This is a genomic window from Halomonas sp. WWR20 (genome assembly GCF_054602495.1).
In genome coordinates this window covers 17,785-39,438 of record NZ_JBTRHR010000004.1, presented here as the reverse complement: position 1 = coordinate 39,438, position 21,654 = coordinate 17,785, and the positions used below count along the sequence as shown (strand labels likewise).

Here is a 21,654-nt window from a genome sequence, read left to right as displayed (position 1 = left end):
TTCGACGCGTTAGAGGCTATCGGGCCGTGGGGACATTGGGTTTCAAAGGATTGTCCCAGCCGAATGAGGCCTGGCATATCAGAGACTGGCCGCCGGTTCCCGGTGCGCCGGAAAGGGGGCGTGCTGCAGTGCCGGTGCCGTGCCGGCTTCGCTGACCTTGAATTCGCCGATCATGCCGGCCATTTCCACCGTCTGTTCGTCCAGCGATTTACTGGCGGCGGCAATCTGTTCCACCAGGGCGGCGTTCTGCTGGGTCACTTCCTCTAGTTGGGCCATGGCCTGATTGATCTGCTCGATCCCGGCTGACTGCTCGTGGCTGGCCGCGGTGATATCCGCTACCAATGCGGCGACCTGGTCGATACGTCCGGTAATGGTGGTCAGCGTATCGCGGGTGGCCGAGACCAGCTTGCCACCTTCCTGAACGCTTTCGACGTTATGTCCGATCAACTGGCGGATCAGCTTGGCCTCGTCGGCGCTGCGGCTGGCCAGTTGGCGAACTTCCGCCGCTACCACGGCGAAACCTCGACCATGCTCCCCGGCACGTGCCGCCTCCACCGAGGCATTCAACGCCAGAAGATTGGTTTGAAAGGCAATGTTATCGATGGTGGCGACGATGGCCGTGACCCTTTCATTGGCGGCCTGGATCTGGTCCATCGCCTGATGGGCCCTGTCGGCCACTTCGTTGGCCTCGCGCGCCTGGCTGACGATCTGCCCGGACATGGATTGTGCCTGTTGGGCATTGTCCGCACTCTGGCGGACGGTTGCGGTGATCTGCTCCATGCTCGAGGCGGTTTCCACCAACGATGCAGACTGCTCCTCGGTGCGCTGGGCAAGGTCCTGATTGCCCTGGGCGATCTCGCTGCTGGCGACTTCGACTGACAGGGCGCTCTGTTTGATGTTGGCGACCAATTGTTCGGTCTCGGCAGTGGAAATATTAAACGCTTGATAAAGCTGTGACAGCTCGTCACTGCCGGGCACTGCCAGGCGTTGGGTCAGGTCACCACCGCGGCTGGAGATTTCTGCCAAGGTGCGCTTGAGCGGCAGCACGATGGCGCGCACGATCAGCACCGCGAACAGGATCGCAGACCCTGCTGCCAGCGTTGCGATTGCCACGTAAACGAGCAGTTCAAGGTGCGCTTCATCACGAAGTGTCGACGCCGTGGCCAGCACTTCCTCGGCGACCGCATCCTCCACGCGTTTGAGGTGCCCGATCTTGACGGTCTGCCACTCGAACCACTGCTTCGGGTCGATGCCAAACCCGCCTTGGTCGGCCTTCTCGATGACGAGCGCCCTCAGCGCTTCCAGGCGGCCAATGTCGTCACCTGCCAGGGCCTCGTCGAAACGCTTGCGCATGGTCTCGGTGGCCAACACGCGAAAACTCTCCTGGAAAGCCGCCTCTTCGCCGATCAAGGTCATGAAGCGCTGATACAGTACCGGCGAGATCTGATCGACGCTGAAGGCGTTGGCCAGTAGAGCCCGCTCGATACCGGCGAGATCCTTGGCCTCCAGCAGGTTGTAATAAGCAGAGAGGCGACGCGATACGCTGGCTTGGTGAGTGGCGTGGCTCAGTTCACCGATAAGCTCCATCAGCTCGGCATTGATATCCGTGTACTGGGTGATGGCCTGGCTGGCGGGAATCGATAGATCATTGACCCGTTTGCGCAATGCGGTGATCGTCGCCAGGCGCTGTCGGACGCTGTCGATATGTGCGACGAGTCCGGGCGCCAACGGGGTGCCATCGATATTGTTCAGATGCGTCTGCAGGGCCTCGGTTTGATGGTCGGTAGTCGGGCGTTGCTGGCTGAGTTCCTGGCGAAATGTCTGTCCCTCGCTTCCTAGAAAGCCGGACGTCATGCCCCTTTCTCGCTGAAGCTCGTGAATGAGGTTGCCGGCCTGCTGGGCCATTGTGGTGAGAGCCTCGAGTTGGGCCATCTCATGTGAAACCTGCTGGCGTCCGAGGATACCGTCCAGAGCGAAATAGAGCATGGCGAGCATCGGCAGTGCCAGGGCAAGCGCGAATTTGCGCCCGATGGGAATACGGTGGAGTAGATGCGTCATGAATGTTCCTAGCGATGTATGTCGGGTTGCTGCAGGAGCCAAGTGATTCATGATCGGTAGGGCGGAGGTCCTGCTCTTATACTTATGTCGACCGACAAGCCCGCAGCTAAAGGCGTGATTCTGGGACTGCGTGCTTCAATGACCTGCGTCAAGGAGAGCAGCGAAAGCATGCATCGACATACCCCTGCACCAAGCGAGCGTTGCCCGCTGCGTGCCTTGGCATCTTATCCTTTTGCCGAGATGGCTGGATTCGCGGCGACTTATATAGTGGGATAACGTCACTGTATTGGCGTACAATTCTTTTCCTGAGCACTCTATGAAGACACCTCCCGTCTCTGCCGAAAGCATTCCCCCCTTTCCCCGCCATCTCGCCATTGCCCTGTTGCTGGGGGTGGCTTGTATGTTCGCGGCGAATCACGTCGCCGCGCGACTGGCCTTTGACGACGGTACCGGCCTGCTGCTGGCGATCATGTCGCGTTCGGCGCTGGCCATGGGAGTGCTTGCGGTGTTGTTGGCCGCCCAGCGTCAGCCTCTGCGCCTGCCCCCCGGGAGTTGGGGCTGGCAGCTCGGTGTGGGGCTGTTGATTGCCCTGCAGAGCCTGCTTCTCTACTCGGCAGTGGCACGCATACCCGTGGCGATGGCGCTGCTGTTGATGAACACCTTTCCGATTCTGCTGGCGCTGTTGACTTGGGCGCTGGGAGGGCCACGACCTACCGCACGCGCCACCCTGATCATGACGATTATCCTGCTTGGCCTGGTCGTGGTGCTCGACGTGCCGGCCTGGCTGGCGACGCCGGAGGCGATGGGCAGCCAGTGGCTTTTCGGCGTCGCCTTCGGCCTTGGCGCGGCCACGGTGTTCTCCTGCGCGCTATGGATCACCGAGCATCGCCTATCGGGGGTGAGCAATTCACTGCGGACCTTTTTGACCATGAGCATGGTCTTCGGCTGCATGGTCATCGCCGGGATCATGGGTATCGTGCCGGGTGGGTTGGCACTGCCCGAGAGCCCCCGCGGCTGGAGCGGTCTGATCACGCTGGCACTGCTCTACGGAATCGCCTTCTCGATACTGTTCGTATCGCTGCCACGTCTCAATATGGCCCGCAACGCGCCGGTGATGAATATCGAGCCGGTCGCTTCGTTGATACTGGGCTATATGGTGCTGGGGCAGATGCTCGGTCCAATGCAGTTGGCCGGCGGGGCGATCGTGCTGGGAGGCATCATATTGCTCGGTCTGTCGCGCCGCGCCTGAATGGCCGGGTGGCGAACAACATATGTAGCGTGCATTTGGATGAAGGGGAAGCGTCCCCGGTGCGACATGCACCGGGGACGCCATGTTTCAGTGTCTATCGTCGGGACTAAACCTTCTTGTAGAGTTCTGCACCCTCCCGCCTGAACTTCTCTGCCTGCTCTTCCATGCCGCGCATCACCGCTTTCTGGTCGCCCTCCAGACCATGATCCTTGGCCCCGCTCTTGAAAACGGAGTCGCGCACTTCCTGGCTGATCTTCATCGAGCAGAACTTGGGCCCGCACATCGAGCAGAAGTGGGCCACCTTGGCCGCGTCCTTGGGCAGGGTCTCGTCGTGGTATTCCCGTGCCGTGTCGGGGTCGAGTCCCAGGTTGAACTGGTCCTCCCAGCGAAATTCGAAGCGCGCCTTGGACAGCGCATTGTCGCGACGCTGGGCGGCCGGGTGGCCCTTGGCGAGGTCGGCGGCGTGGGCGGCGATCTTGTAGGTGATGATACCGGTTTTGACGTCGTCCTTGTCGGGCAGGCCCAGGTGCTCCTTGGGGGTGACGTAGCAGAGCATGGCGCAGCCGTACCAGCCGATCATCGCCGCACCGATGCCCGAGGTGATGTGGTCGTAGCCCGGGGCGATGTCGGTGACCAGCGGCCCGAGCGTATAGAAGGGCGCTTCATCGCAGCACTCGAGCTGTTTGTCCATGTTCTCCTTGATCAGGTGCATGGGCACGTGGCCGGGGCCCTCGATCATCACCTGCACGTCGTGCTTCCAGGCGATGCGGGTCAACTCGCCCAGCGTCTCGAGTTCGGCGAACTGGGCCTCGTCGTTGGCGTCGGCCACCGAGCCGGGGCGCAGCCCATCGCCCAGCGAGAAGGCCACGTCGTACTGCTTGCAGATCTCGCAGATCTCCTCGAAGTGGGTATAGAGGAAGCTCTCCTGGTGGTGGTAGAGACACCACTTGGCCATGATCGAGCCGCCGCGCGAGACGATGCCGGTGACGCGCCTGGCGGTGAGCGGCACGTAGCGCAGTAGCACGCCGGCGTGAATGGTGAAGTAGTCGACGCCCTGTTCGGCCTGTTCGATCAGGGTATCGCGGAAGATTTCCCAGGTCAGGGCTTCCGCCACGCCGCCCACCTTCTCCAGGGCCTGGTAGATGGGCACGGTGCCGATGGGTACCGGCGCGTTGCGGATGATCCACTCGCGGGTCTCGTGGATGTTGGCGCCGGTGGAGAGGTCCATGATGGTGTCCGCGCCCCAGCGGATACCCCAGGTCATCTTGTCGACTTCGTCCTCGATGGAGGAGGTGACCGCCGAGTTGCCCAGGTTGCCGTTGATCTTCACCAGGAAGTTGCGGCCGATGATCATCGGCTCGGACTCGGGGTGGTTGATGTTGCAGGGGATGATCGCTCGACCCGCCGCCACTTCCTGGCGCACGAACTCCGGGGTGATCTCCTCCGGTAGGCGGGCACCGAAACCCTGGCCTGGATGCTGATGGCCGAGGATGCGTTCGACTTCCTCGGTTCCTGAGTACTTTGTCGAGAGCGCTTGCCTACGCTGATTTTCCCGAAGGGCGATGAATTCCATCTCCGGGGTGACAATGCCTTGGCGGGCGTAGTGCAACTGAGTGACGTTGCGGCCGTGCCTGGCGCGTCGTGGCGTGCGGGTCAGGTCGAAGCGCAGCGGGGCCAGCAGGGGGTCGTTGGCGCGACGCCGGCCATACTCGGAGGTCGGGCCGTCGAGGAACTCGGTGTCGTTGCGTTCCTCGATCCAGACACGACGCAGCTCGGGCAGGCCGAGCCGTAGATCGATGGCGGCATCAGGATCGGTATAGAGGCCGGAGGTGTCGTAGACCAGCAGCGGCGGGTTCTCCTCGTCGGCGCCGGAGGTTCGGGTCGGCGAGAGGCTGATCTCGCGAAACGGCACGCGAATGTCGGCTCGCGTGCCCTCGACGTAGACCTTGCGCGAGCCCGGCAGGGCCTGGATAGCCGCATCATCGACACGGGCGCTTTCGGCGAGGAAATAATCGGTCTTTGCCATCGTTGTTCTCCCATCGAAGTATCGTAAGGGAGGACAAGCGGAGGAAGGACAGGGGCAGGGACTCGTATCGAGCGTGGTTGGCCTGCATGTCGCTTGATCCCTACGCTGGTCCTAGCCAGTTCAGGTTCAACGGGCCCCGTCGTGACAACACCGTACCGCGTGTCATAGGACGATCTCAGCCGGCTCCACCGGCACCCCGTCAAGCGATAGCACCGCTAAGCGGTACCGTTGGCCGGTCGCGCAACGCAACTCGGCCTTCAAAGATGGGAGAACTCAGAAATCCTGAGTCAGGCCCATCTGCCAGAAATCGGTTTCCAGTCGTGTCGCGTCGCGAAAGATTATCGCGAGCTCGGCAAAGCGCGCCGGGGTAACGTCGGCCAGGCGCGTATTCAGCCAGTCGAGCTCGGCATGCATGGCCTGTTGATACTCAGCGCCGGCATACATGGCGATCCAATCGGCGTAAGGGTTGTCGTCATGGTGAGTGAAGGACTGATCGTTGAGCCAGTTGGCGATCTCGCCGTAGCCGACCAGGCAAGGGGCCAGGGCGAGGTGAAGGTCGAGCAGGTCGCCACGGCTGCCGGTATCGAGTACATAGCGGGTATAGGCCAGCGTGGCGCGAGCCTCGGGCAGCTTGGCCAGGTCATCCTCGCTGATGCCCCATTCGCGACAGTAACCGACATGCAGGTCAAGCTCGGTGTCAACGATCGCCTTGAGACTGTCGACGGACTGACGCAGTTCGGCCAGGTTGCGGCTCTTGTAGGCCGCCAGCCCCCAGGCGCGTGCGAAGTGGATCAAGAACAGGTAGTCCTGTTGCAGATAGTGGCGAAACGCCGCTTCTGACAGGGTGCCGGCACCCAACTGACGCACGAAGTCATGCTCGCAATAGGCGCGCCAGTCGTTCTGACAAGTGGTTTTCAACTGCTCGAAGGGGGTAGACAAGCACAACTCTCCCGGCAACAGTACATGACGGATCCGGAGAGGCGTGGGTATCGGCGGCGGACAGTGAGCGCGGGAAAGAGACGTCGCGGCTGCCATCACTTGATTCCTACGCCGGTACACTCCCTGTCGTCCTTGCATAAGGATTCTCAGGATCACCCGGATCAGGTTCAGCGGGATCGGCGCTGGCCATGTATATGCTACATCGCGTGCGTCATCTCAGCCGGTTCCACCGGCACCCCGTCAAGCTCATGATATCCAGTCTAGCAACTTCGCGGCGAGATAACAGTGCCATGTATGGTGTGGCCGGTTAGGCAGTCAGTTCGGCCTGGCTTTACGCTATCGCCGGCGGGTGCGGCGTAATGAGGCTGGGTGTGGCTTTCATGCTGGTGGCCCTGAGCGTATGGGGGCAGGCACGACGCAGCGGCCGCGAACTCGACTGAACGGGAAAGCCCGCACGTGACATCGGTCACCGGTTCAGTGACGCTTGTAGATGCGAAAGCGCCGAAAGTCCGGGTCGCCGGCCAACTCCTCAGGCACTCGGCGGTATCGCTTGTACTCCCACTGGTACTGGGCCGGGTCGAGAGCAATGGCGGCTTCGACGCTGGCATTGACGCCGGTGGCGGAAACGCTTTCATCGCCGTCGTAGACGCGGGCATCGGCAGGTAGGAAGCGAATCACGAAGCCGCCACCCCCGGGGGCACGCTGAGCCACGCCTGTCACCACGCGGGCCTGGGTGCGGGCCACCAGCTTGGGCAGTAGCGTCGCGGTGTAGGCCGGGCGATGGTAGAAGTCGGCAAACACGCCGCTGCCCCAGTCGGGCACTTGGTCGGGCAGGATGCCGACTGCCTCGCTGCGCTTAAGCGCCTTGAGCAGTGCCGCGACGCCACGCGGGTTGGTGGGCACCAGGGCCGCGCCCATGCGTTCGCGGCCATGACGGATCACCGGATCCAGCGTGGCAATCTTGGGGGGCTCGTACATGGCGGTGAACGGAAAATGGCTGGAAAGCCAAAAATTGAGCACCTCCCAATTGCCGAAGTGGGGCGCCAGCACGATGACACCACGACCCTGGGTGCGGGCGTCATCGAGCAGCTCACGTCCCTGTACGTCGTGAATGGCCGCCTGTACGCGCGCCGGATCGGCCATCCAGGCGAAGCCCAACTCGAGCATGGTGGCGGTGGAGTGCACCAGGCTGTCGCGTGCCAGTCGGTGGCGCTGACGCTTATCCTGTTGTGGATAGACTACGGCGAGGTTGGCCTGGGTGACGTGGCGTTCACGGCGGCTGAAGCGGTACACCAGGGGGCCGATCATACGTGCCAGGCGCCACAGGCAGGAGGGGCGCAGACGAGACAATGTGCGCCACAGCAGGGCGATGGCTTTAGCCTGGAAAGAAGAGGTTGCAGTCAGAATCATGTCTCCGCGACAGTTGAATCAACGCGGCGACAGTATAACCACACGTTAGCGTTGATTCAGCTTCACCAGTGTCTGCGCTCGTGCGTTTCTTCTATAGCCGCCCTTGTTCAGGAGCATCCTAATGTCCGAACTCTCTGCGTGTCCCTTATGTGTATCCCCCGAGATCGCGCATTATCACCGTGACAGGCCGCACCCCCGACGTCGGCAGCGCGACTATTGGCAGTGTGCCGAGTGCGAACTGGTCTTCGTCTCGCCCGGACAGCGACTCGGGCCGCAGGAAGAAAAAGCCGTCTACGACCGGCACGAAAACTCCCCGCAGGACATCGGCTATCGGCGCTTCCTGGGAAGGGTATTCGAACCCTTGAACGCGCGACTGGCGCCGCACTCCTCGGGATTGGATTTCGGTTGCGGGCCGGGGCCGGCGCTATCGGTCATGTTCGAGGAGGCAGGGCACCGCATGGCACTTTATGATCCGTTCTATGCGCCCGGCTCCGCGGTACTTGAAGCGACGTATGACTTCATCACCACCACTGAAGTGGTGGAGCATCTGTTCACCCCGGGGGAGACGTTGGCGACACTGGTGGCCCGGCTGCGTCCCGGCGGCTGGTTGGGGGTAATGACCAAACGGCTTCCCGGGCGGCAGGCCTTCGCCGACTGGCACTACATTCTCGATCCGACCCATGTGTGCTTCTTCAGTGAATCGACGTTTCGCTTCCTGGCGCAGCGCCATTGCTTGACAGTCGAGTTTCCGGCGGCGGATGTGGTGCTGATGCAACGTTTGTAACGAAAAGACCTTATTTCTCGCTTGTAGATGCATGGCCTTCTACTCTGCCATGGCGTTTGCCGGCCCGGTAGGCAGGGCGCGTTTCGCGATATCGTCGGGGCTGGCCGTGCCGGGTTGAAATCCGTGCTAGAAGGCTTATTTACCCCTGTAAAACTCGCCTCTTCGGCGTATTCGCCTTGTCAGCTTGTGTGACAATGGCCAACGGGTTTTCTGTTTTCATGACTTGTTGAGGCTTTGCGCAATGTCACGGCAATTGCTCGCCATGGCGCTGGCTCCGCTGTTGGGGCTATTCATCCTGGGGATCGGCAACGGATTTCTGGCTTCGCTGATTCCGCTACGTCTCGATGCCGCCGGCGAGTCGGTCATGACCATCGGCTGGGTGTCGGCGTCGTACTACATAGGCCTGGCCCTGGGCGCGCTGTTCAACGATCGGCTGTTGCTGCGTATCGGGCATATCCGCGCCTATGCCTGTTTCGCCACGCTGGTGGCGGTCACCGTGCTGCTGCAGGGCATGTGGCTCAATGCGCCGTTATGGTTCTTGCTGCGCCTGGTCGGTGGCTGGGCGACGGTGGGAGTGTATCTGGTCGTTGAAAGCTGGCTGCTGACCGCTGCCGATACCCGGGTGCGCGGACGCTTGTTGGCGCTGTACATGATTTCGTTGTATGCCGCCGGGGTCCTCGGCCAGTTGCTGCTGGGAGCGACCGATACGGCCGAGGCGACGCTACCGTTCATGCTGATCGGTTTGTTGGCGGCACTGTCGGTCCTGCCGCTGGCAGTGATTCCACGCGTCTCGCCGCTGATCGAGCATGCCGAGCCGTTACCTCCGCTGCGCCTGATCACGCTCACACCCACCGGCGTCATGGGCTGTTTCGGCTCGGGACTGGTGGTCGCAGCCATCTACAGCCTGATGCCGTTGTATCTGCAGCGTAGCGGGTTCGAGGTGGCGCGTATCGGCCATATGATGGCCATGGTCGTGCTGGGGGGCATGCTGCTGCAGTATCCCATCGGGCGCTGGTCCGACCGTCACGATCGCCAGTTGGTGCTGATCCTGATCGGCGCGGTGACTGCGGCGATCTCGGTGGCAATCGTGCTGCTGCCCGCCAATCCGGTGTGGCTGGGCGTGTTGTTGTTTCTGCTGGGCGGTGGCTCCTTCGCGCTATATCCGGTGGCGGTTAGCCATGCCGCCGATCGGGCGCCGGCCGGGGCACTGGTGCGCATGAGCCAGGGACTGCTGTTGATCAACGCCATCGGTTCTACGCTGAGCCCGCCGCTGATCACGCCGTTGATGACCTGGGTCGGTGATCAGGGCCTGTTCCTCGCGCTGGCGGGACTGAGTATAGCGCTGGTGGCGTTCTTCGGCTGGCGGCGCAGCGTGCGCCCCGCGCCGGTGCCCATGGCGCCGTTTACACCCAACCCGCCGCAGTCGGTGGTGGGGGCCGAGCTCAACGTCACCGACGAACTCGTCCAGGGTGCCATCGAGCACGAGCAGGTTGAGGATCTCCTCCAAGTGGTGCCCGAGGAGACACACCGGGCCGAGGACAAAGCGGTACTCTAGATTGCATCAATTTCCAAAGGCCATGCTGTCCGAAGAGTTCGCGGCTTCGGGCCGCATCGTGATGACATTCATCGGGTCACGACAGGACGTGTCGGAGCCGGCAGATCGCGAATCACCGGCTCTCGGGGGCATTAGCGCGCCGGATCGATGCGTCCGTTCAGTGACGCATTGCGCCGGAACCAGCCGGCGATACTGGCGCGCGGCAGGCGTGTCGGCAAGACCTCGTGAGGCACGCTCTCCGACAGGAAACAGGCAAAGTTGCCGGCTTCGGGACGTACGCGAGCGATCTCGGCCTGCGGGGTGACAGGATCGAACAGCGCCATCTCTCCGCCTGCATCCTCGGGCCAGTCGAAGTTGAGATAGAGCACCGTCGAAACCACTCGATTGGAACGTCCCCGGAAGCTGTCGAGGTGCTTCTTGTAGAATGTGCCGGGTGGGTAGTGGGCGAAGTGTGCCTCGAATTCGAACAGCCCCAGATAGAGCGCCTGATTGATTTCGCGCTGCAGGCGGGCCATGACTTCCAGATAGCGCCGCTGAGCATGGCTTTCGCGGTCCAGCCAGCGGATGGCGTCGCCGCGGATATCGCGGCGCAGGGCGTGCTCGCCGCCGCGTCCGATACCGGCCTCTTCCAGGGCGCTACGAGATTCGAGAAGACGTAGCTCGTCGTGCAATTCGCGGCACAAGCCGGTATCGATGAATGCCTCGCCCAGGTACCAGCCGCGCTCCACCAGGCTGTCTACCAGCGCCGGTAGCGCTGTCGTATCGAGCAGGGGTTGCGTGCTATCGGACATGCAGGAACTCCTTGGCGCTGTAAAGACCGCATGGGTGCGGGATCAATGCGGCCGGTTACGGCGCACCGGCAGATGGCGCAGTGGGCTGCCTTCCGGAGCATACTCCAGGCTGATGGTCTGTCCGAATCCCACCGCCAGCAGTTCGACCAGCATCATCGCCGACAGGCCCCAGATGACATAATCCTCCACCGCGTAGCTGGGCACGTAGTGGGGCTGATCGTCGATGACAATGACGTCCGTGTGACTGCGCTGATCCTCGAAGAACACCGTCAGCGGCACCTCGAAAATGGCGTCGAGTTCGTTGTGGTCGGGCTTGAGCGGTAGGTCCGGCGGAATGCATGCGACGAAAGGCGTGACGCAAATGCCATGCAGCGAGATGACGTCGCTGAGCTGGCCCAATCGCGTTACCCGCTCCGGCGGCAGGGCAATTTCCTCGTGTGCTTCGCGCAGGGCGGTGGCGTACAGGCTGGCATCGCTGGGCTCGACCTTGCCGCCGGGAAAGGCCACCTGACCGCTGTGCTGCTTGAGGTGGGTGGCGCGCTGGGTGAAAATCAGCGAGGGTTCGGGGCGGTCGACGATGGCCAGCAATACCGCAGCCTGAGGCAGTGCCGAGGAGAGCCGGCGGGGTGTATGGGCTTGCAGGCGTTCGTGGAGTTTATCTAACATGCAATTTCCAGTCGGTTTCTTGCTGTTGTAAACAGCCCCGCGAAGGGCGTCAAGCGGGAGCTCGCAACATGCCCGACCGTCGCAAAGCCGTGCGAGGACTTCCATGAATTTCTGTAGCCACTGTGGGCACCGCGTGCGCTTTGCCATCCCGGAGGGAGACGATCGCCCACGGTATTTCTGCGATGCCTGCGACACTGTTCACTATCAGAATCCGCGTATCGTTGCGGGCACTCTACCGGTCGTGGGGGAGAAGATATTGCTGTGCCGGCGGGCCATCGCGCCACGCCACGGCTATTGGACGCTGCCGGCAGGTTTCATGGAGAACGCCGAAACTACCGTCGAGGCGGCTGCCCGTGAAACCTGGGAAGAGGCGCTCGCCGAAGTGGAGATCAAGAGCCTCTACACCTTGATCAACCTGCCGCATATCGATCAGGTCTACATGATCTTTCTCGCCGACCTGGTCGGTGACTTCGCCGCCGGCCCGGAGAGTCTCGAGGTGGCGTTATTCGAGGAGCGCGAGATTCCCTGGGACGAATTGGCCTTTCCCACCATCGAGCGCACGCTGCGTCACTACTTCGAAGACCGGCCCAGAGACAGCTTTCCGCTGCATGTCAGCGATATCGGTCTCGAAGAGCGTAAGCGTTACTTCGGTAGCGAGACGTTGCCACCGAAGTAGCGCTTAACGGCCGCGTGGCTCACATGTTCTCGAGCCGCCACACCTCGTAGGCCGGCTCCTCGTAGGGGTGGGCCTGCTTGAGAGCCGCGACGGCGGCACCGATCAGCGCATCGTCGCAGACCGTTTCAACCTTCAATTCCTCCACCTGTTCCAATGCGCCGACCTGGCCGATATGCGGGTCGGCACCATTGAGCGGACGGAACTGGCCGAGCCCGGACGTCTGGAAGCAGCACGCTTCATAATTGCCGATACGTCCGGCACCGGAGGCAAAGACGGCCTCCTTGACCGCTTCGGCAGCGTCGAGTGGTACGAAAAAGGCCAGTTTGAACATGCTTTTCTCCTTTTGACTCGCCGGCGCTACGCCTGCGCAACGCCAGTGATAATGGCATAATGCCTGGCATTGACCACCTCCGGACAGGAAGCTTCGATGCTGAAGTGGGTTTTCATCGCACTGATCGTACTCATCGGTCTGCTGCAGTACCGCTTATGGACCGGCGAAGGCGGCATGGGCGAGCTCAGCCATATCCAGGCCCGGGCCGACACGCTGGAAGCGCAGAACGTACAACTGCGGGCGCGTAATGAGCGCCTGGCCGCCGAAGTGGTCGACCTCAAGAACGGACTGGACGCCATCGAGGAGCGTGCACGCAGCGATATCGGCATGGTGCGTGGCGACGAACAGTTTTTCTGGGTGCCGGGCGTCGACATCGATGCCAGGAAGTCGGCGCCATGAGTGGCATATGGCTGATCGTGCCGGCGGCTGGGCAGGGGCGCCGCATGGGCGCGCCGTGCCCCAAGCAGTATCTCGACATCGATGCCAGGCCGGTGCTGGCGCATACGCTCGCACGTCTTTATGCGGCCTTTCCCGATGCGCGGCTGTGTCTATGCCTGGATCCTGACGATACCCACTTCGATCCCGCCTGGGTGCCTTTTGCCGAGTGGCAGCGTGTCGACGGCGGCGCCGAGCGTGCCGATTCGGTGAGCAATGCCTTGGAGGCGCTATACGCAGTCGCGGCGTCGGATGATCTGGTACTGGTACATGACGTGGCTCGACCCTGCGTGCATGTGGAGGATTTGCATCGTCTGCGGGACGTGCTGCAGTCAGACCCGGTGGGTGGGCTGCTGGCGGCCCCCGTGGCGGATACCATGAAGCGTGCCGATGCCGAAGGTCGCGTCGCGGCTACCGAGTCGCGTGTCGGTTTGTGGCATGCGCTGACGCCGCAGGGGTTTCGTTACGGCCTGCTGCGCGATGCGCTGATTTCGGCGCGTCGGCGGGGTATCGAGATCACCGACGAAGCCTCTGCCGTCGAGGCGCTGGGTCTGGCGCCGCGCCTGGTGCCTGGACGCCGCGACAACCTCAAGATCACCCACCCGGAAGACTTGTCCATGGCAGCGAGAATTCTCGCCGCCCAGCAGGTCGCCTCCGACCTTTCCCGTTCCCTCGATGAGTCTGATTTATGTCCCTGAGAATTGGCCACGGTTTCGACGTTCATCGCTTTGGCGAAGGCGATCACCTGATGATCGGTGGCGTCAGGATCGCCTTCGAGCAGGGCTTCATCGCCCACTCCGATGGCGACGTGCTGCTGCACGCCATCTGCGATGCGCTGCTCGGCGCCTGCGGGCTGGGCGATATCGGCCAGCACTTTCCGGATACCGATGATGCCTGGGCCGGCGCCGACAGCCGTGACCTGCTGCGTCAAGTGTATGCATTGGTGAATACCGCCGGTTATCGGCTGGGCAATCTCGACGCCACGCTGATTGCCCAGGCCCCGAAGATGGCCGCACATATTCCGCACATGCGCGAGTGCATCGCCGCAGACCTTGGCGTGACCGAGGGGCGCATCAACGTCAAGGCCACGACCACCGAGACGCTGGGCTTTACCGGGCGCGGCGAAGGCATTGCCGCCGAGGCGGTAGTGCTGCTTCAGGCGCGGGACTCGGCCTCGTGACGCTGACGAACACTTCGAGCTGGCCGCCGGATTGGCCACGGGCGCATGGCGCTGTGCTGGGAACGGGCGATTATCGCGGCGTTGCCGAGGACTTTGTCGTCGAGGAGTTGCTGGATTTCACTCCCGAAGGACAAGGTGAACACCTCTGGCTGTGGGTCGAGAAACGCGATCTGACCACCCTGGAGCTGGTCAAGCGTCTGGCGCGGGCCAGTGAGGTCCAGAATCGGGACGTGGGCTACTCGGGGCTCAAGGATCGCACTGCGGTGACGCGCCAATGGCTGTCGGTTCATCTGCCGGGGCGCGAGGCGCCGGAGGATCTTGCCGCGCGACTGGGTGATACGCCGGTGCGCCTGCTCGAGCAGGTGCGTCATCCGCGCAAGCTCAAGCGTGGTGTCCATCGCGCCAACCGATTCGAGCTGCGGATCACCGGTGACGCCGTCGCTCATGCGCAGTTCGCCGCACGCTGGCAAAGGCTGTGCGAGGACGGGGTGCCCAACTATTTCGGCCCTCAGCGCTTCGGAACTGACGGGCGTAATCTCTCGCGGGCCGCGGCGTTGCTGGCCAAGGGCTGGCGCAAGCGAGACGATCCGCAGGGTTTGATGCTCTCCACCGCACGCAGTTTCTTGTTCAATGAGCTGCTGGCCGCCCGCGTGGCAAACGGCACCTGGGCGTCGCCTCTGCCTGGCGAGGCGCTCAATCTGGACGGCAGCTCCAGCCGCTTTGCCGCGCCGGAAGTCGATGCGACGTTGCGTGAGCGTGCCCGCCAGCTCGATGTCCATCCCACCGGGATGTTGTGGGGCAGTGGCCCGTTGGAAAGCGAGGGAGAGGCCGCCGAGATCGAGGCCGCCATCGCCAGACGGCATGCGCCGCTGGCCGAGGGGCTCGAGCGGGCCGGCGTGCGTATGGATCGCCGCCCGTTACGCTTGCGTCTGGCCGCACCCGTCATGCAATGCGATGCCCACCAGGCCCGGCTTTCCTTTCAGTTGCCGAGGGGAGGCTTTGCCACCTCGGTCCTGCGTGAATTGATGATGCATCCGAGCCTGTGAGCCGGATAAGGATAACGAGGAGCACGCATGCACAAGCTGTTGTTGTCCAATGATGATGGTGTTCATGCTCCGGGACTGCGCGCCCTGTATGACGCCTTGAACAGCCATGCCCGCCTGCGGGTGGTGGCGCCGGATCGTGACATGAGCGGGGCCAGCAACTCGCTGACCCTGACGCGGCCGTTGGCGCTGTCGGCACTCGATAACGGCTTCTATAGCGTGGATGGCACTCCGGCGGATTGCGTTTACCTGGGGGTCAACGGGGTGTGGGACGAAAAACCCGACCTGGTGATCTCGGGCATCAATCACGGCGGTAACCTGGGTGACGACGTGCTCTATTCGGGGACGGTAGCCGCTGCAATGGAGGGGCGTAACCTGGGCATGACGGCCATCGCCATGTCGCTGTGCGGCGCGCATCACTTCGAGACGGCGGGGCGGGTCGCGGCAAGTCTGGTCGGGGCCGCCGACACGTTGTCACTGCCGCCGCGCAGCCTGCTCAACGTCAATGTGCCGGATTTGCCCTGGGAACAGCTCAAGGGATTTCGCGTCACGCGCATGGGCTATCGTGGTCCGGCGACGCGGCCGATCCGCGTCCAGGATCCGCGCGGGCGCGATCGTTACTGGATTGCCGCGGCGGGCGAGAATGCCGACGATGGCCCGGATACCGACTTCGCGGCCATCGAGGCGGGATATGTCTCGATCACGCCTTTGCAGACCGACCTGACCCGCCATGCGGCGCTCACTGACGTACAGGGCTGGCTGGATGCACTGTCTTAGTCCGCGGACGGACCTCAGCCCTCGGCAGGTCAGCGGCATCGGCATGACCTCGCAGCGTACCCGGGATCGTATGGTGCGGCGCCTGGAAGCGGCGGGAATCGCTGATGCACGGGTGCTGGAGGTGCTGGCGCGCGAGCCGCGTCATCTGTTCCTCGATGAGGCGCTGGCGCACCGTGCTTATGAGGATACCGCCTTGCCGTTGGGGTTTGGGCAGACCCTGTCGCAGCCGTGGATGGTGGCGCGCATGAGTGAGCTGGTGCTGGCGGCCGAGCCGGAGAAAGTGCTGGAGATCGGCACCGGGTCGGGATATCAGACTCTGGTGCTGGCCCGCCTGGTGCCGCGGGTCCTGAGCCTGGAACGGATTGCGGCGTTACAGGCGCGTGCGCGTGCGCGCCTGGCGCAACTGCAGGCCAACAATGTGCAGTTGCGTCATGCCGATGGGGGTAACGGCTGGCCGCAGGATGCTCCCTTTGACGTGATCCTGTTGACGGCATGCGCCAGTGAATTACCGCAAACGCTGCTTTCGCAACTGCGTGATGGTGGAACGCTGATCGCGCCGCTTGAAGACGCGCAAGGTCGTCAGTGGCTGACGCGCGTTCGCCGTCGCGGCGAATCGCTGGAACATGTGCAACTCGAGGAAGTCCGGTTTGTGCCGCTACTGGAAGGAGTCATACGGTGAAGCGATCGCTTAAACTGTTTTTGAAAGGCGCCGGGATGGGCGCCGCGGATGCGGTGCCGGGCGTGTCGGGCGGCACCATTGCCTTCGTCACGGGGATTTACGAAGAGCTGATCTACACCATTCGCCAGTTCGGCCCTGGGGCTTTCGGCGTCTGGCGCCGTGAAGGATTTAGCGGCTTGATGGTACATCTCAATCTGGCGTTTCTGATCCCGCTGATGTTGGGCATCGCGGTCAGCCTGATCAGTGTGGCTCACCTGGTGACGTGGCTGCTGGAGTCGCATGGACTGTTGCTCAATGCATTCTTCTTCGGCCTGGTGCTGGCATCGGCCGTGGTCGTCAGCCGCGAGATGTCCGGGTGGCGGTTCTGGTATGTGTTGCCCCTGCTGCTGGGAATGCTGATCGCGCAGATTCTGCCCAACATCCTGCCTGCGGCGGCCGGGGCCGATACTTGGGTGTTGATCGTCGGCGGAGCGATCGCGATCAGCGCCATGTTGCTGCCCGGTGTCTCGGGCAGTTTCCTGCTGCTGGTCATGGGGCTTTATGGCACGGTGATGGAAGGCATCAAGAGTTTCGACCTGGCGCTGATCGTCAAGTTCGGTGTCGGCTGCCTGATTGGGCTGTTCACCTTTTCCCGACTCCTGTCGTGGCTGTTTCACCATTACCGCACCGCGACGCTGCAGCTGTTGGTCGGTTTCATTATTGGTTCGCTCCCTTTACTCTGGCCATGGCGAGAGCTGGTCAGTTACCGCCTGGGGCCTGAGGACCAGATCGTGCCTTTGGATTATCGGTATCTGTTGCCTGGCGATTACACCACGATTACCGGTGAACCCGCACAGCTCCTGCCGGCTGTCGGACTGATGTTATTCGGTCTGGTCCTGGTATTAATCGTTGGCGAGCGTAGTTCATCACCTTTCAAGAAGGATTGTTCCAATGCGTAAGACTCTGTGGCTCGTACCCGTGGTGGCGTTGGGACTGCAGGGGTGTGCCACTTCCGGCGGTGTGCCGGAAGTGCGTGACCTGTCGGCCAGTCATACCCGCCAGACGAGTGCCACCCACACTGTCAAGGCGGGGGAAACCCTGTACGGGATCGCCTGGCAGGCGAATATGGATTTTCGTGAGCTTGCCCAGCTCAACGGCATAAAGCCACCCTATCGCTTGCAGTCGGGGCAAGTGCTGCAATTGCAGGCGGGGGCCGGTTCTCAAACGCTGGCTGCCGATGATACCCCGCAAGGTGTGGTCATGACGCCCTTGGGAGGCGAGCAGGCGGAGGCGACCGGCAGCAGCGCAGACTGGCTGGCACCTGACGAGAGCGCCATCGAACGCAATCGTCGCCTGACCCGCCAGACGGGCCAGGAGGATTCTCAACCCAGTAGCGGGGCCTTGGCGGCCGCAGCCGCGACGGGAGGCGCGCAGGGGCCGGGGCCTGTTTACGATTATGCCAGTGCCGGGTCGAGCGGCGAGCTCTCCTCGCGCGAACGTGCCGAGCAGGCCGCTATAGCTCAAGAGCGCGAGGCATCCACGGTGACGTCCGCCCAGGCGCCTTCCACATCGGTGCAGAATTCATCGACGAGAGCGGCTGACACACCAGTGTCATCCAATGCAGGTAAAGATAGTGCAGGTGAAGATAGGGCATCGGACTCCTCGGGAGCGCAGCCTGAACCGGCTACGCAGGCCGGTGCCGCGGAGCCGGCTGTTACATCTGAATCACGGGCCTCGCGCACCTATACGCCGGTCAAGGAAGTGCCGTGGCAATGGCCCGTTAGCGGAGAGGTCATTGGACGATTTAATGAGAGTGCGAGTATCACCGCCGGCATTGATATCGCCGGTGAAAAGGGGCAACCTGTTAAGGCGGCGGGGCCCGGCATCGTAGTGTATGCCGGCAGCGGAGTACGTGGTTACGGTAATCTCATCATTCTCAAGCATAACGACCATTTCTTAAGTGCCTATGCCCACAACGAGAGTTTGCGGGTCGAGGAGAATGACGTCGTCGAAGCGGGAGAAACGATTGCCACCATGGGCCAAACCGATGCCGACAGGGTCAAGCTGCATTTCGAGGTTCGCCAGGACGGTCAGCCTCAGGATCCGTTGAAGTTTCTGCCGTCGCGCTAAGCACGGCAGAACCGACACGACGGCGCCATAACAACAACAGGTCAAGCCGCCGCATTGATGGCCGTGTGCGGCGGTCGCGTCAAATGGCAGCAGTTACAGCAATGGGGTAAGGATATGAGCATGCTTGAACAGGATATTCAGGATGTTGAGCTCGATACCGTCGACAGCGGTTTACAGACCGAAGCTGACGACTCAGCGGATGACAAGGATGAAAGCGCCTTCGAGAAGGCATTGAACCGCGAGGAAAACACCTACCATCAAAGTCTTGACGCCACGCAGATCTATCTCAACGAGATCGGTTTTTCGCCGTTGCTGACTCCCGAAGAAGAAGTGTATTTCGGCCGTCTCGCCCAGAAGGGCGACCCTGCCGGACGGCAGCGCATGATCGAGTCCAACCTGCGTCTGGTGGTCAAGATCGCGCGACGTTATCTCAATCGGGGACTGTCGCTGCTGGACCTTATCGAGGAAGGCAACCTGGGACTGATTCGCGCGGTCGAGAAGTTCGATCCCGAACGCGGCTTCCGCTTTTCCACTTATGCCACCTGGTGGATTCGTCAGACCATCGAACGGGCGTTGATGAATCAGACGCGTACCATTCGCTTGCCGATCCATGTCGTCAAGGAACTCAATATCTACCTGCGTGCATCGCGGGAACTGACTCAGAAGCTCGATCATGAAGCCACCGCCGAAGAGATTGCCGATCATCTCGACAAGCCGGTGGGGACGGTCAAGAAAATGCTCGGGCTCAACGAACGTGTCTCCTCGGTGGATTATCCTTTGGGCGGTGAAAGCGACAAGCCGCTGATCGATACGCTGGCCGATGAAAACGAGGAGGGCCCCGAGTCCACCCTGGTCGACGACGATGTCAAACAGCACGTGGACGAATGGCTGGCCGAACTGACCGAGAAGCAGATGGAAGTCGTCATCCGCCGCTTCGGCCTGCGCGGACACGAGGCTGCAACGCTTGAGGAAGTGGGCGAGGAGATCGGGTTGACCCGTGAGCGTGTTCGCCAGATCCAGGTGGAAGCGTTGAAGAAGCTGCGGCGCGTACTGGAGAAGCAGGGCCTGTCCCTGGAATCCATTTTCGAGTAAGACTGAGTTAGGTTGACCGCTGACGCCCTCTGTTCGTTTGACGACAGGGGGCGTCGCTATTATTTAGTAGCAAAAGACGCTGACAGATTGATCTGAATTCATACATGCGGCATTGTATGTAAACTGTTCTTAGGGCAGATGGCGCGTTTTTGGCCATAATGCCGCTTACCCGGCGTGTACAGATCCTGGCGCTGCGCGCGCTCCAGCCATTTTTGAGCTCGGTCCAAGGGGGTTGCTAGGATTCTGTTGCCAGCCGGTGTGTCGCCAACCGGACGGTATAGCCGTCCCATGAAAGGAAATGCTCCGATGTCGCAAGATCCGTCATCGTCGATCGTCAAGTTCCGCTTCCTGCCGCTGTTACTGGCTGTCTCCTTTGCCTCCCAGGCACAAGCCGCCGACCTGTGGACCATCACGCGCGATGCCTTGGCCAATAATGCCGCACTGAACTCTTCCCGAGCGACCTTCAGCAGTGTCGAGGCGGCCCGTGACGTTCAGCGTGGGGATCTGCTGCCTCAGCTAGGGGCCAGCGGCGAAGCATCGCATAGTGAGGCCATCGAGAGTCAGACGACGGCAGGCGCTACGAGAGGTGGTTCTTCGGCCAGCGATGACCGCTATAATTCCGTTTCGGCGGGCCTCGAAGTCACTCAGGCCCTGTTCGATGCCAGCAATTTTTACGAACTCAAGCTGGCGGATCAACAGATCAGCCAGCAGGCATTGTTGCTCGAAAGTGAGCAGCAACAGTTGTTATACAATGTTTCCGTAGCCTATTTCGAGATCCTGCGCGACAAGGATGTCCTTGATGCGCTGGTCGCTCAAGAGAAGGCCATCCAGCGCCAGCTCGAGCAGTCGCGCGAGCAGTTCGAGGTCGGGCTGATTGCGATTACCGACGTGCATGAAGCACAGGCGACCTTCGACCTGGCACGGGCACAGCGCCTCGCGGCCGAGAGTGACCTGCAAGTCAGTTTCGAACAGCTCGAACAATTGACCGGGCAGCGTTACGCAAGCATCGAGGGGCTGGCTGAGGAAATTCCTATCGAGCCTCCCCAGCCCGTCAGCCGTGATGCCTGGGTGGAAATGGCCATGACCAACAATCCCGTCGTGCAAGCCGCCCAGGAAGGGATCGACCTGTCACGCATCGAAGTGGATATTGCCCGCTCGCAGCGCTATCCCACCGTGGATGCGTTTGCCAACTACCAGTATTCCGATAACGATCAGGATCGTATCGAAGGCCATAACGAAGGCGCCCAGGTGGGCCTGAGCCTCAACTGGGCGATTTTCAATGGCGGCTCCACCCAAGCCTATATCCGTCAGAATACCTACGAACTGGAAGCGACCCAGTACGATTTCGAGTCCCAGCGTCGCGATACCTCCCAGCAGGTGCGTTCGTTGTTCACCCTGGTGAGCAACAACGTGGAAACCATCGAGGCACGCCGACAGGCGATCGTTTCCAACCGCAGCGCGCTCGAGGCGACACGCTCGGGATACGAGGTGGGCACGCGTAATATCGTCGATGTGCTCACGGCGGAGCAGAACTTGTATAACGCTCTGGCCAACTATGCCGAGGCGCGTTACGACTACCTCATCAACCTGCTGGGGCTGCGTCAACAGGCCGGAGTTCTCGAGCCCGAAGTCGTCCAAAACTTGAATGAATGGTTGCGCGAAGACCAGGCCGTGTCTCTGACACTGCCAGACAGTGGTGCAACGGGTCGCAATGGGGAGAATATCGGCGCTCGTCCGACCCGGCCGGCGACTCCCTGAGACTTTGTTCCGTCGCCCCTCGTCATGCTCCGAATCGGCGCATGACGAGGAGTCGCAGGTCATGTATTCGCCCCGCCAGGTGATGGTTTCTCTTCC

The 21,654-nt window shown here is 61.9% G+C and carries 21 protein-coding genes and 2 riboswitches; of the genes, 14 read left to right on the top strand and 7 right to left on the bottom strand.

Annotation, left to right across the window (positions count from 1 at the left end; genetic code table 11):
- Window positions 1-78 precede the first annotated feature (78 nt).
- Window positions 79-2,058 carry a methyl-accepting chemotaxis protein gene (locus tag ACW4DH_RS08755; RefSeq protein WP_459636007.1) on the bottom strand — a complete coding sequence of 660 codons (1,980 nt, stop codon included), beginning with the start codon at window positions 2,056-2,058 and terminating at the stop codon, window positions 79-81.
- 316 nt (window positions 2,059-2,374) lie between these two features.
- Between ACW4DH_RS08755 and ACW4DH_RS08750 the strand changes: the two genes are divergently transcribed.
- Window positions 2,375-3,307, top strand: coding sequence for an EamA family transporter (locus ACW4DH_RS08750; protein ID WP_459636006.1), 933 nt, complete (start codon window positions 2,375-2,377; stop codon window positions 3,305-3,307).
- A gap of 106 nt (window positions 3,308-3,413) precedes the next feature.
- On the opposite strand, the gene thiC is transcribed toward ACW4DH_RS08750, so the two are convergent.
- From thiC to ACW4DH_RS08735, 3 genes are all read right to left on the bottom strand, one after another.
- On the bottom strand, window positions 3,414-5,333 hold the full coding sequence (thiC, locus tag ACW4DH_RS08745; protein ID WP_459636005.1) for a phosphomethylpyrimidine synthase ThiC: 1,920 nt from the start codon (window positions 5,331-5,333) through the stop codon (window positions 3,414-3,416).
- An 80-nt stretch (window positions 5,334-5,413) separates the two neighbouring features.
- Window positions 5,414-5,542: riboswitch (TPP riboswitch) on the bottom strand.
- Window positions 5,543-5,606: 64 nt separating this feature from the next.
- A complete protein-coding gene (tenA, locus tag ACW4DH_RS08740) occupies window positions 5,607-6,272 on the bottom strand; it encodes a thiaminase II (RefSeq protein WP_459636004.1) in 666 nt (221 codons plus the stop codon).
- A gap of 86 nt (window positions 6,273-6,358) precedes the next feature.
- Window positions 6,359-6,522, bottom strand: a riboswitch (TPP riboswitch).
- A gap of 224 nt (window positions 6,523-6,746) precedes the next feature.
- Window positions 6,747-7,682: a lysophospholipid acyltransferase family protein gene (locus ACW4DH_RS08735; RefSeq protein ID WP_459636003.1), complete on the bottom strand. Its 936-nt coding sequence runs from the start codon at window positions 7,680-7,682 to the stop codon at window positions 6,747-6,749.
- Window positions 7,683-7,803: 121 nt separating this feature from the next.
- On the opposite strand from ACW4DH_RS08735, the gene ACW4DH_RS08730 reads away from it, so the two are divergent.
- Together ACW4DH_RS08730 and ACW4DH_RS08725 are read left to right on the top strand one after the other, a co-directional pair.
- Window positions 7,804-8,466 (top strand): class I SAM-dependent methyltransferase, encoded by a 663-nt coding sequence (locus tag ACW4DH_RS08730; protein ID WP_459636002.1) that lies wholly within the window; start codon window positions 7,804-7,806, stop codon window positions 8,464-8,466.
- Between the two features lie 241 nt (window positions 8,467-8,707).
- The gene (locus ACW4DH_RS08725; RefSeq protein WP_459636001.1) at window positions 8,708-10,021 is read left to right on the top strand and encodes an MFS transporter; all 1,314 of its coding nucleotides are present in this window, start codon (window positions 8,708-8,710) and stop codon (window positions 10,019-10,021) included.
- A gap of 131 nt (window positions 10,022-10,152) precedes the next feature.
- Here ACW4DH_RS08725 and ACW4DH_RS08720 read toward each other — a convergent pair whose 3' ends face one another.
- Together ACW4DH_RS08720 and ACW4DH_RS08715 are read right to left on the bottom strand one after the other, a co-directional pair.
- Entirely contained in the window at window positions 10,153-10,812 is a 660-nt protein-coding gene (locus tag ACW4DH_RS08720) for a 2OG-Fe(II) oxygenase (RefSeq protein ID WP_459636000.1), read from the bottom strand.
- Between the two features lie 42 nt (window positions 10,813-10,854).
- Window positions 10,855-11,478 carry a CoA pyrophosphatase gene (locus tag ACW4DH_RS08715; RefSeq protein WP_459635999.1) on the bottom strand — a complete coding sequence of 208 codons (624 nt, stop codon included), beginning with the start codon at window positions 11,476-11,478 and terminating at the stop codon, window positions 10,855-10,857.
- Between the two features lie 103 nt (window positions 11,479-11,581).
- Here ACW4DH_RS08715 and ACW4DH_RS08710 point away from each other — a divergent pair, with 103 nt between their 5' ends.
- Window positions 11,582-12,154 carry an NUDIX hydrolase gene (locus tag ACW4DH_RS08710; protein ID WP_459635998.1) on the top strand — a complete coding sequence of 191 codons (573 nt, stop codon included), beginning with the start codon at window positions 11,582-11,584 and terminating at the stop codon, window positions 12,152-12,154.
- Between the two features lie 19 nt (window positions 12,155-12,173).
- On the opposite strand, the gene ACW4DH_RS08705 is transcribed toward ACW4DH_RS08710, so the two are convergent.
- On the bottom strand, window positions 12,174-12,485 hold the full coding sequence (locus ACW4DH_RS08705) for an NGG1p interacting factor NIF3 (protein WP_459635997.1): 312 nt from the start codon (window positions 12,483-12,485) through the stop codon (window positions 12,174-12,176).
- Window positions 12,486-12,581: 96 nt separating this feature from the next.
- Between ACW4DH_RS08705 and ACW4DH_RS08700 the strand changes: the two genes are divergently transcribed.
- The 10 genes from ACW4DH_RS08700 (at window position 12,582) to ACW4DH_RS08655 (ending at window position 21,558) form a co-directional block, all read left to right on the top strand.
- On the top strand, window positions 12,582-12,884 hold the full coding sequence (locus ACW4DH_RS08700) for an FtsB family cell division protein (protein WP_459635996.1): 303 nt from the start codon (window positions 12,582-12,584) through the stop codon (window positions 12,882-12,884).
- Window positions 12,881-13,618, top strand: coding sequence for a 2-C-methyl-D-erythritol 4-phosphate cytidylyltransferase (ispD, locus tag ACW4DH_RS08695; protein ID WP_459635995.1), 738 nt, complete (start codon window positions 12,881-12,883; stop codon window positions 13,616-13,618). The genes ACW4DH_RS08700 and ispD overlap by 4 nt, the downstream gene beginning before the upstream one ends.
- On the top strand, window positions 13,609-14,100 hold the full coding sequence (gene ispF / locus ACW4DH_RS08690) for a 2-C-methyl-D-erythritol 2,4-cyclodiphosphate synthase (RefSeq protein WP_459635994.1): 492 nt from the start codon (window positions 13,609-13,611) through the stop codon (window positions 14,098-14,100). The genes ispD and ispF overlap by 10 nt, the downstream gene beginning before the upstream one ends.
- A 2-nt stretch (window positions 14,101-14,102) precedes the next feature.
- A complete protein-coding gene (truD, locus tag ACW4DH_RS08685; protein ID WP_459636330.1) occupies window positions 14,103-15,146 on the top strand; it encodes a tRNA pseudouridine(13) synthase TruD in 1,044 nt (347 codons plus the stop codon).
- A gap of 27 nt (window positions 15,147-15,173) precedes the next feature.
- The gene (gene surE / locus ACW4DH_RS08680; protein ID WP_459635993.1) at window positions 15,174-15,920 is read left to right on the top strand and encodes a 5'/3'-nucleotidase SurE; all 747 of its coding nucleotides are present in this window, start codon (window positions 15,174-15,176) and stop codon (window positions 15,918-15,920) included.
- Window positions 15,907-16,599 carry a protein-L-isoaspartate(D-aspartate) O-methyltransferase gene (locus ACW4DH_RS08675; RefSeq protein WP_459635992.1) on the top strand — a complete coding sequence of 231 codons (693 nt, stop codon included), beginning with the start codon at window positions 15,907-15,909 and terminating at the stop codon, window positions 16,597-16,599. The genes surE and ACW4DH_RS08675 overlap by 14 nt, the downstream gene beginning before the upstream one ends.
- Window positions 16,596-17,537, top strand: a complete 942-nt coding sequence (locus ACW4DH_RS08670) for a DUF368 domain-containing protein (protein WP_459635991.1) — start codon at window positions 16,596-16,598, stop codon at window positions 17,535-17,537. The genes ACW4DH_RS08675 and ACW4DH_RS08670 overlap by 4 nt, the downstream gene beginning before the upstream one ends.
- Complete coding sequence (locus ACW4DH_RS08665) at window positions 17,530-18,708, top strand: peptidoglycan DD-metalloendopeptidase family protein (protein WP_459635990.1); 1,179 nt, start codon at window positions 17,530-17,532, stop codon at window positions 18,706-18,708. The genes ACW4DH_RS08670 and ACW4DH_RS08665 overlap by 8 nt, the downstream gene beginning before the upstream one ends.
- Window positions 18,709-18,822: 114 nt before the next feature.
- On the top strand, window positions 18,823-19,800 hold the full coding sequence (gene rpoS, locus ACW4DH_RS08660; protein WP_459635989.1) for an RNA polymerase sigma factor RpoS: 978 nt from the start codon (window positions 18,823-18,825) through the stop codon (window positions 19,798-19,800).
- Window positions 19,801-20,106: 306 nt separating this feature from the next.
- Entirely contained in the window at window positions 20,107-21,558 is a 1,452-nt protein-coding gene (locus ACW4DH_RS08655) for a TolC family outer membrane protein (RefSeq protein WP_459635988.1), read from the top strand.
- The last annotated feature ends 96 nt before the right edge of the window (window positions 21,559-21,654 follow it).

Bases quoted from the DNA above. Each gene is read 5' to 3' on its own strand.
- ACW4DH_RS08755 (WP_459636007.1), bottom strand. From the start codon at position 2,058: ATGACGCATCTACTCCACCGTATTCCCATCGGGCGCAAATTCGCGCTT.
- ACW4DH_RS08750 (WP_459636006.1), top strand. From the start codon at position 2,375: ATGAAGACACCTCCCGTCTCTGCCGAAAGCATTCCCCCCTTTCCCCGC.
- thiC (WP_459636005.1), bottom strand. From the start codon at position 5,333: ATGGCAAAGACCGATTATTTCCTCGCCGAAAGCGCCCGTGTCGATGAT.
- ACW4DH_RS08735 (WP_459636003.1), bottom strand. From the start codon at position 7,682: ATGATTCTGACTGCAACCTCTTCTTTCCAGGCTAAAGCCATCGCCCTG.
- ACW4DH_RS08730 (WP_459636002.1), top strand. From the start codon at position 7,804: ATGTCCGAACTCTCTGCGTGTCCCTTATGTGTATCCCCCGAGATCGCG.
- ACW4DH_RS08725 (WP_459636001.1), top strand. From the start codon at position 8,708: ATGTCACGGCAATTGCTCGCCATGGCGCTGGCTCCGCTGTTGGGGCTA.
- ACW4DH_RS08720 (WP_459636000.1), bottom strand. From the start codon at position 10,812: ATGTCCGATAGCACGCAACCCCTGCTCGATACGACAGCGCTACCGGCG.
- ACW4DH_RS08715 (WP_459635999.1), bottom strand. From the start codon at position 11,478: ATGTTAGATAAACTCCACGAACGCCTGCAAGCCCATACACCCCGCCGG.
- ACW4DH_RS08710 (WP_459635998.1), top strand. From the start codon at position 11,582: ATGAATTTCTGTAGCCACTGTGGGCACCGCGTGCGCTTTGCCATCCCG.
- ACW4DH_RS08705 (WP_459635997.1), bottom strand. From the start codon at position 12,485: ATGTTCAAACTGGCCTTTTTCGTACCACTCGACGCTGCCGAAGCGGTC.
- ACW4DH_RS08700 (WP_459635996.1), top strand. From the start codon at position 12,582: ATGCTGAAGTGGGTTTTCATCGCACTGATCGTACTCATCGGTCTGCTG.
- ispD (WP_459635995.1), top strand. From the start codon at position 12,881: ATGAGTGGCATATGGCTGATCGTGCCGGCGGCTGGGCAGGGGCGCCGC.
- ispF (WP_459635994.1), top strand. From the start codon at position 13,609: ATGTCCCTGAGAATTGGCCACGGTTTCGACGTTCATCGCTTTGGCGAA.
- surE (WP_459635993.1), top strand. From the start codon at position 15,174: ATGCACAAGCTGTTGTTGTCCAATGATGATGGTGTTCATGCTCCGGGA.
- ACW4DH_RS08675 (WP_459635992.1), top strand. From the start codon at position 15,907: ATGCACTGTCTTAGTCCGCGGACGGACCTCAGCCCTCGGCAGGTCAGC.
- ACW4DH_RS08665 (WP_459635990.1), top strand. From the start codon at position 17,530: ATGCGTAAGACTCTGTGGCTCGTACCCGTGGTGGCGTTGGGACTGCAG.
- rpoS (WP_459635989.1), top strand. From the start codon at position 18,823: ATGAGCATGCTTGAACAGGATATTCAGGATGTTGAGCTCGATACCGTC.
- ACW4DH_RS08655 (WP_459635988.1), top strand. From the start codon at position 20,107: ATGTCGCAAGATCCGTCATCGTCGATCGTCAAGTTCCGCTTCCTGCCG.